Origin of the sequence: Microbacterium sp. (genome assembly GCF_051953575.1) — a bacterium.
GTDB lineage: Bacteria > Actinomycetota > Actinomycetes > Actinomycetales > Microbacteriaceae > Microbacterium.
Genome location: NZ_JBQCIP010000110.1, coordinates 1 through 8,272, shown reverse-complemented (window position 1 = coordinate 8,272; position 8,272 = coordinate 1). Strand labels below are relative to the sequence as shown.

Here is an 8,272-nt window from a genome sequence, read left to right as displayed (position 1 = left end):
GTGCACGCGGCCGACGACATCCTGAAGTTCAAGTACATCGTCAAGAACGTGGCCGAGGAGTGGGGCAAGGTCGCGACCTTCATGCCGAAGCCGCTGTTCGGCGACAACGGCTCGGGCATGCACACGCACCAGTCGCTGTGGCTCGAGGGCAAGCCGCTGTTCTACGACGAGAAGGGCTACGGCGGACTGTCCGACACGGCGCGCTGGTACATCGGCGGCCTGCTCGCGCACGCGCCCGCGGTGCTCGCGTTCACCAACCCGACGCTGAACTCGTACAAGCGCCTCGTCAAGGGCTACGAGGCCCCGGTCAACCTGGTCTACTCGGCCGGCAACCGCTCGGCGGCCATCCGCATCCCGATCACGGGCTCGAACCCGAGGGCCAAGCGCATCGAGTTCCGTGCGCCCGACGCCTCCGGCAACCCGTACCTCGCCTTCGCCGCGCAGATGATGGCGGGCCTGGACGGCATCAAGAACCGCATCGAGCCGCACGAGCCGGTCGACAAGGACCTCTACGAGCTGCCGCCCGAGGAGGCGAAGAACATCCCGCAGGTGCCGAACTCGCTGCTCGACTCGCTCGAGGCACTGCGCGCCGACCACGAGTTCCTGCTCGCCGGTGGCGTCTTCACGCCCGAGCTCATCGAGACGTGGATCGAGTACAAGATCGAGAACGAGATCAAGCCGCTCGCGGCGCGTCCGCACCCGTTCGAGTACGAGCTGTACTTCGGCGTCTGACGTACGTTCCAGCACCGCACAGGGGCCCCGGGAGACCGGGGCCCTTCTGCATGCCGTCGCCGGAGGGGATGCCGCATCCCGGTGTGCGTCCTAGGCTGGAACGACGTCCCGCGCTCCCGATCGAAGGCGATGACGATGCCCACCCGCACCACCGCGACGACCCGTTCGCGTCGGGCGCGCCCGACGCGAACAGCGGCACGACGTCGGCCGGCGCGGCGTGCTCGCACGCGCTCGCGCACGCGCCGGCTGAGGATCGCATGGGCCATCACGGTGCCGGTCGTGCTCGTCGCGGCCCTCCTTCTCGGAACGGCGTATCTCGCGGGATCGCTCGACAGGACGTTCCCGGACTACAGCTCCCACGTGCGCGTTCCCGTCGTCGCGGGATACCGGTCGGAGCAGCTCCAGAACGCCTGCACCATCCTCGCCGCAGGCAGGGACCTGGGCTTCGACCAGCGCGATCAGACGATCGCGGTCATGACGGCCATGGGCGAGTCCTCGCTGCGCAACATCGACTACGGCGACTGGGAGACGAGCGGGGCGACGAACCCCGACGGCTCCCCCACGACCTCGATCGGCCTGTTCCAGCAGCAGGACTCGTGGGGCTCGCGGGAGGCGCGCCTCGACCCGTACACGTCGGCCTCGATCTTCTACCGGGCGATGGCTGAACGGGTGCCCGATCGCGCAGCGGTCGAGCCGACTCTGGTCGCCCACCGCACGCAGGTGAATCAGGATCCGCTGCATTACGCGCGCTTCTGGGACCGCGCGGTGCGTGTCGTGGCAGCCGTCAGCGGTGCGCCGCTCGCGGGCGACAGCAGCGACGGCATCCCGCAGTGCCCCGTCCCGTGACGCGGCCCCGGGTCAGCGGATGCCGGGCGCCCGGCATCCGCTAGCCGTAGAAGAGCTTCTCGAAGACGCGACGTGCGCGCCTGGTGGTGCCGAGATAGTCCTCCTCGACACGCGTGGCGGAGCGCGGCGGATACTCCAGAAGGCGACCGATGCCGTCGAGCTTGTTGCGGTCGACCGGCAGCACATCGCTGGTCTGGCCCGACAGCAGCGTGTTCGCCGAGCGGAGTCGGCTCGCGAGGCGCCACGCCTCGGCCAGCCGGTCCGCCGCCGTCACCGGCAGAAGGCCGGCGTCCACCGCCGCACGCAATGCGTCGAGCGTGGACGTGGTCCGCATTGCGGGCACGTCGTGCGCGTGCTGGAGCTGCAGCAGCTGCACGAGCCATTCGACGTCGCTGAGCGAGCCCGGCCCGAGCTTCAGATGACGCGACGGGTCGACGCCCTGCGGCAGCCGTTCGCTCTCGACGCGCGCCTTGATGCGCTTGATCTCGCGCAACGCGGTCGGATCGACCTTCTCGGGGTAACGCACCTGATCGGCCAGCTGCATGAAGTCGCGGATGAGCTTGACGCTCCCCGCGACGCCGCGAGCCCGCAGCAGCGCCTGCGCCTCCCACGACAGGGCCCATCGCCGGTAGTACTCGGCATAGGCGTCCAGAGACCGCGCGAGGGGGCCGTTGCGCCCTTCCGGGCGAAGGTCGGCATCCAGCTCGAGCGGAACCCGGTGATCCTCGGAGTGCGTCCGCAGTCCGGCGACGAGCTTGAGCGCCAGCTCGTGAGCGCGCTGCGGATCGACGCCGTTCGCGCGATACACGTACATGACGTCGGCATCCGATCCGAAGCCCAGCTCGGCGCCCCCGAACCGGCCCATCGCGATGACCGAGAAGTCGAGCGCCGCGTCCTCGGGCGGCACGATGTCGCGCCGCACGGCACGGAGCGTCGCCTGGATCGTCACCTCGGTGATGGTGGTGAGAGCCTCGGCGACCTCTTCGATCGTGACGGCGCCGAGGATCGCCGCCAGCGCGAGCCGCAGCTGCTCGCGACGGCGGAGCGCCCGGACGGCGCGCATCGCCTCGAGCACCGTCGCGTGGCGGGTCTGGATCGCCCGCGCCTCTTCTTGCAGAGCGCGGCCCGACCGAGGCCGCAGCAGGTCGGGATCATCGAGCCACGCCGCCGACTCGGGGATCCACTCCATGAGCTCGCCCACGTAGCGCGAACCCGAGAGCACGCGGGACAGGCTCTCGGCGGCGCCCGACGAGTCGCGCAGCATCCGCAGGAACCAGTGCGTGTCGCCCAGCCGCTCGCTCAGGCGGCGGAACGCGAGCAGCCCGTAGTCCGGATCGACGCCGTCGGCGAACCAGCGGATCATCACGGGCATGAGGTGGCGCTGGATCGTCGCCTTGCGGCTGAGACCGCTCGTCAGCGCCGCGATGTGCCGAAGCGCGCCCGCGGGGTCGGCGAAGCCGATCGCGGCGAGCCGGTCGTGGGCCTGCGCCGTCGACAGCACGCGCTCGTCCGCGGGAAGCGCCGCAACCGCCGACAGGAGGGGGCGGTAGAACAGCCGCACGTGGATGTCGCGGACCTCGCGCTTGACCGACTCCCACAGCTCCCAGACGCCCTGGCCCGTGTCGGCCAGGGCGCTCGCGCGCGCGAGGACCCGCAGGTCGTCCGGCCGTTCGGGCATGAGGTGGGTGCGGCGCAGGTGCCGCAGCTGCACCCGGTGCTCCAGCAGGCGCAGTACGCGGTAGTCGCGGGCGAACGCGGACGCCTCGGTCCTGCCGATGTAGCCCTCGGTCACGAGGGCGTCGAGGGCCTCGAGCGTTCCGCGCTGGCGGATGCGGTCGTCCGACAGGCCGTGCACGAGCTGCAGCAGCTGCACGGTGAACTCGATGTCTCGGATGCCGCCCGGCCCGAGCTTCAGCTGGTACGGCACGTCGGCGGCAGGGATGTGCTCGGTGACGCGCTCGCGCATGCGCTGGACGCTGTCGACGAAGTTCTCGCGGGCCGCGCTCGTCCAGACCTTCGGCTGCACTGCCGCGATGTACTCGGCGGCGAGGGCCGGGTCGCCGGCGATGGGACGCGCCTTCAGCAGCGCCTGGAACTCCCAGCTCTTGGCCCAGCGCTCGTAGTACGCGACATGGGACTCGACGGTGCGCACCAGAGCGCCCTGCTTGCCCTCAGGCCGCAGATTGGCGTCGACCTCCCACAGAGGCGGTTCGATCTCGACGCCCGAGATGCCGCGCATCGTCTGCACCGCGAGCCGGGTGGCGATGTCGACGATGCGGCTCTCGCCGTACTCCTCCACCGCGGTGTCGGAGCCGCCCGCGACGAAGATCACGTCGACGTCGCTGACGTAGTTGAGCTCGCGGGCGCCGGTCTTGCCCATTCCGATGATCGCGAGTCCGGTCTCGGCGACCTGCTCCCGCGGGAACAGCCCGGCACCGGCCGCCCCACCCGACACGCGCGTGCGCGCAACGGCGAGGGATGCCTCCAGCGCCGCGCCGGCGGCATCCGCGAGCCGTGCCGACACCGCGGCGACCTCGTCCACGGGCGAAGCGCTCAGCAGGTCGTAGGCGGCGATGCGTGCGAGCAGTCGTCGGTACCGCACGCGCAGCGAGACCCAGGCGCTCTCCCCGCCGTCCGCGGCGAAGCCGTCCTCGGCGCCGACCGACTCCAGCAGCGAAGCGAGCAGCTCGCCCTCGGTCGGAAGACGCTCGCCGGCGTGGACGAGTTCGTCGAGTTCTGCGGGATGCCGCAAGAAGAAGTCGCCGAAGCCTGTGGACGCTCCCAGCAGCGCCCACAGTGCCCGCCAGGCACCGGGGTGCCGATGCGTGCGTCGCACCGCCTGATCGTCGCGGCGGGCGAGCTTCGTGACGGCGAGCAGCGCTTCGTCGGGGTCGGCCGCGGTCGCGGCCCGCTCGAGGACGTCTTCGCGAAGGATGCCGGTCAGCCCGCCGAGCTCGTCCAGCAGCTGCTCGGCGTCACCGAGCCTGCTGAAGCCGACGCGCGCGAGCGGGGTGAGGGAGCTCGGCCGGTCGCTCGCAGACATCCGTCCGACGGCCCTCAGAGCAGCTCGAGGTTGCTCTTGAGCTCGAACGCCGTCACCTGGGAGCGGTACTCCTGCCATTCCCGGCGCTTGTTGAGCAGCACGTGGTTGAACACCTGCTCACCCAGCGTCTCGGCGACGAGCTCGGACTCCTCCATGTACTCCAGCGCGTGGTCGAGGCTCGCGGGCAGCGGTGCGTACCCGAGCGCGCGGCGCTCGGCGTCGGTGAGCGACCACACGTTGTCTTCGGCCTCGGCGGGCAGCTCGTACTCCTCTTCGATCCCCTTGAGGCCGGCCGCGAGCATGAGCGCGTAGGCCAGGTAGGGGTTGGCGGCGGAGTCCAGTGCGCGGTACTCGACGCGCGAGGACTGGCCCTTGCTGGGCTTGTAGAGGGGTACGCGGACGAGCGCCGACCGGTTGTTGTGGCCCCAGCAGATGAAGCTCGGCGCCTCGTCGCCGCCCCAGAGGCGCTTGTACGAATTGACGAACTGGTTGGTGACGGCGGAGATCTCGTTCGCGTGACGCAGCAGACCCGCGATGAACTGACGGCCCACCTTCGACAGCTGGTACTGCGCGCCCTCTTCGTAGAACGCGTTGACGTCGCCCTCGAACAGCGACATGTGGGTGTGCATGCCGCTGCCCGGCTTGCCGGTCATCGGCTTGGGCATGAACGTCGCGTAGACGCCCTGCTCGATCGCGACCTCTTTGATGACCGTGCGGAAGGTCATGATGTTATCGGCCGTCGTGAGGGCGTCGGCGTACCTGAGGTCGATCTCGTTCTGGCCGGGACCGCCCTCGTGGTGGCTGTACTCGACCGAGATCCCGAGATCTTCGAGCATCCGCACCGAGCGGCGGCGGAAGTCGTGCGCGGTGCCGCCGGGCACATTGTCGAAGTAGCCCGCCGAGTCGACGGGCTCCGGGCCCTCGGTGCCGAACGACGAGGACTTCAGCAGGTAGAACTCGATCTCGGGGTGCGTGTAGAACGTGAAGCCCGCGTCCGCGGCCTTCGCGAGCGTGCGCTTGAGCACGTGGCGGGGGTCGGCCACCGCGGGCTCCCCGTCGGGGGTCGTGATGTCGCAGAACATGCGCGCGGTCGGATCGATCTCGCCGCGCCACGGGAGCGTCTGGAACGTCGTGGGATCGGGGTGCGCCAGCAGGTCGGACTCGTACGAGCGCGTGAGGCCCTCGATGGCCGAGCCGTCGAAGCCCAGCCCCTCGGCGAACGCGCCCTCGACCTCGGCCGGGGCGATGGCGACCGACTTGAGCGTTCCGATCACGTCCGTGAACCACAGGCGGACGAACTTGACGCCCCGTTCCTCGATGGTCCTCAGAACGAAGTCACGCTGCTTGTCCATCGCGTCCTCTCCGGTGCCCGATCCATCCCGCTCGTCCGGATGAGCGGGATCCAGCCCAGACTACTGGTCGGCGCCGGGCTCGTCGGACACGGGCGCACTGCCCCACGAGTCCTCGCGAGCCTCTTCATCGGCCCATGCGCGTGAGCGCTCGCGGATGACCTCGGGCGCCTTCGCCGCCTGCTCAGGCGTGTCGAACGGGCCGGCCCGGTCGGGAGCGGGCGATTCGAACCCCTTCTCGACCTCGCCGGTCTTGAGGTTGTACCAGTACTTCTCGCTGCCGTCAGTCATGGCGCTGCTCCTCGGATCGCGGGGACTCGTCGTCTCAGGACGATCCTACTGACGCGGACTCCGGTTCGACCGCGCGTCCTGGATAGGCTGAGGGCATGGCATCTGACGCGGCACGCGCCGTCGGCGTGGACATCGGTGGCACCGGCATCAAGGCGGGGATCGTGGACCTCGAGCGAGGCGAGCTCATCAGCGACCGGATCAAGGTCGCGACTCCTCCGGGAGCCCACCCGCCGGACGTGCTCGCCGCCGTACGGGAAGTGCTCTCCGTGCTCGGCGTCGCGGACGACGCCTCGGTGCCGCTCGGCGTCGCGTTCCCGGCGATCATCAAGAACGGGCGCACGCTGTCCGCGGCGAACGTCTCGGACCAGTGGATCGGGTTCGAGGCCGAGAAGTTCTTCGAGGACGGACTCGGGCGGGACATCCACTTCGCCAACGACGCCGACGTCGCCGGCGTCGCCGAGGTCCGCTATGGAGCGGCGAAGGATCAGCCGGGGCTCACGATCCTCACGACGCTCGGCACCGGCATCGGCTCCGCACTGCTGTACGACGGCGTGCTGGTGCCGAACTCGGAGCTCGGGCACGTGCAGCGCGCGAAGCACGGCGGCGACGCCGAGTCGTACGCGGCCTACTCGGCGATGGAGCGCCACAGCCTGTCGTGGGAGAGGTGGGCGAAGCGGCTGCAGTGGTACTACAGCCACATCGAGTTCCTGTTCAGCCCGGACCTGTTCGTGGTCGGGGGCGGGGTCTCGAAGCACGCCGACCAGTTCCTGCACCTCCTGCACCTCAACACGCCGATCGTGCCTGCGGTGCACCGCAACAACGCCGGCATCATCGGCGCCGCGGCGCTCGCGCGGGACTGACTCCGGGCGCTCAACGGGCACGCGACAGGCGGAGAGCACGCACAAACCGAGCCCTGGGCCGCATTCTCCCTTCGGCTGCCGGCAGCGCCGACGTCCGGCGGGCCCGTCGGCCTCTTCGATGGATCTCCGGACAACCGTCGCTTGCACCAACGGTCGTAACAGATTCACTGCGCGACCACGACCCTCCGAGCCGACCGCATGTCGCGAGGATGAATATGCAGACCTCCCATCACCTGCAGATCTGAGGACACGACATGGATACGAGGACCCCCAACCAGGGCCTGTCGCGACGAAGCGTGGTGAAAGCCGCCGCCTGGTCGGCGCCCGTAATCGTGCTTGCGGCCGCGGCTCCTGGCGTCGCCGCCTCCACAGGAGACGTGCCGATCGCGGTCCTCGAGATCCAGTCGTACGGCGTCACGGACGCCGGGGGGCAGGGCGTCGGCCCACTGCAGTGGGCTGGCGGGCAGATCCTTTACACCGCAGGCGACCCATCGGTCGCGAACGTGTCCTACACGATCGTCGCGATCTTCCCGGACGGCACCGAAACCACGCTTCGTTCCGGCAGTGTGGCCATCCCCGCCTACGGAGCTGCGGAGATCACCGGCCCCATCCTCTACGGCGAGCCTCCGATGCCGGCCGGCGAATACACGCTCGTCTCCACCGTCTTCGGTAGTGACGGTGCGAAGAGCGTCACCGACACAGTGACGCTCACCGGGTGACAGTGCCCCGGTTCGGCGGTGGGAGACGTCGGGAATCGCCCACCGCCGAGGTCGGGCCTCCCCTGCCGGCAGACTACACGTGACCGCCCCATGCCGGGTAGGGGCGACTGGGCGCGGGAGACGGTTGCGCCCAGTCGGCGGAGGTTCGGGAGTTCCGCGGGAGAAGCATCGCGAGATCACCGATGAGGTGAGAGCGGGCGAATGGGCCGGCCTGTACGCCGGGTTCTGTCCGGGGGCTGATGCCCCGTGGACGGTCATCTCTCTCGGCGACACGTTGCCGTGCCGCTCCAGCGGCCTACCCGGGGACTCGGCGGGCCGCGTCAACATCCCCTGTCTGGCCTTGCTCCGGGCGAGGTTTGCCGTGCGGGTCGTGTCACCACGACCCCGGTGGTCTCTTACACCGCCCTTTCACCCTTACCCCGGCCGAAGCCG

The 8,272-nt window shown here is 69.9% G+C and carries 7 protein-coding genes and 1 other RNA gene; 4 read left to right on the top strand and 4 right to left on the bottom strand.

Features of this window, described 5'->3' with window-relative positions; translation table 11 throughout:
* A partial coding sequence (locus ACTHNQ_RS07165) for a glutamine synthetase family protein (RefSeq protein WP_440332349.1) occupies nucleotides 1-732 on the top strand: 732 nt, incomplete at its 5' end.
* 135 nt (nucleotides 733-867) lie between these two features.
* Nucleotides 868-1,578, top strand: a complete 711-nt coding sequence (locus ACTHNQ_RS07160; RefSeq protein ID WP_440332347.1) for a peptidase M23 — start codon at nucleotides 868-870, stop codon at nucleotides 1,576-1,578.
* Nucleotides 1,579-1,618: 40 nt separating this feature from the next.
* On the opposite strand, the gene ACTHNQ_RS07155 is transcribed toward ACTHNQ_RS07160, so the two are convergent.
* From ACTHNQ_RS07155 to ACTHNQ_RS07145, 3 genes are read right to left on the bottom strand one after another with little or no spacing between them, the layout of a single operon-like run.
* Nucleotides 1,619-4,621, bottom strand: coding sequence for a bifunctional [glutamine synthetase] adenylyltransferase/[glutamine synthetase]-adenylyl-L-tyrosine phosphorylase (locus ACTHNQ_RS07155; protein WP_440332345.1), 3,003 nt, complete (start codon nucleotides 4,619-4,621; stop codon nucleotides 1,619-1,621).
* 14 nt (nucleotides 4,622-4,635) lie between these two features.
* The gene (glnA, locus tag ACTHNQ_RS07150) at nucleotides 4,636-5,973 is read right to left on the bottom strand and encodes a type I glutamate--ammonia ligase (protein WP_018170916.1); all 1,338 of its coding nucleotides are present in this window, start codon (nucleotides 5,971-5,973) and stop codon (nucleotides 4,636-4,638) included.
* A gap of 60 nt (nucleotides 5,974-6,033) precedes the next feature.
* Nucleotides 6,034-6,261, bottom strand: a complete 228-nt coding sequence (locus ACTHNQ_RS07145; protein ID WP_018170917.1) for a hypothetical protein — start codon at nucleotides 6,259-6,261, stop codon at nucleotides 6,034-6,036.
* A gap of 95 nt (nucleotides 6,262-6,356) precedes the next feature.
* Between ACTHNQ_RS07145 and ppgK the strand changes: the two genes are divergently transcribed.
* The gene (gene ppgK, locus ACTHNQ_RS07140) at nucleotides 6,357-7,121 is read left to right on the top strand and encodes a polyphosphate--glucose phosphotransferase (RefSeq protein ID WP_440332343.1); all 765 of its coding nucleotides are present in this window, start codon (nucleotides 6,357-6,359) and stop codon (nucleotides 7,119-7,121) included.
* A 254-nt stretch (nucleotides 7,122-7,375) separates the two neighbouring features.
* On the top strand, nucleotides 7,376-7,840 hold the full coding sequence (locus ACTHNQ_RS07135) for a hypothetical protein (protein ID WP_440332342.1): 465 nt from the start codon (nucleotides 7,376-7,378) through the stop codon (nucleotides 7,838-7,840).
* Nucleotides 7,841-8,038: 198 nt separating this feature from the next.
* Here ACTHNQ_RS07135 and rnpB read toward each other — a convergent pair.
* An RNA gene (rnpB, locus tag ACTHNQ_RS07130) (RNase P RNA component class A) lies at nucleotides 8,039-8,272 on the bottom strand; the annotation flags it as partial.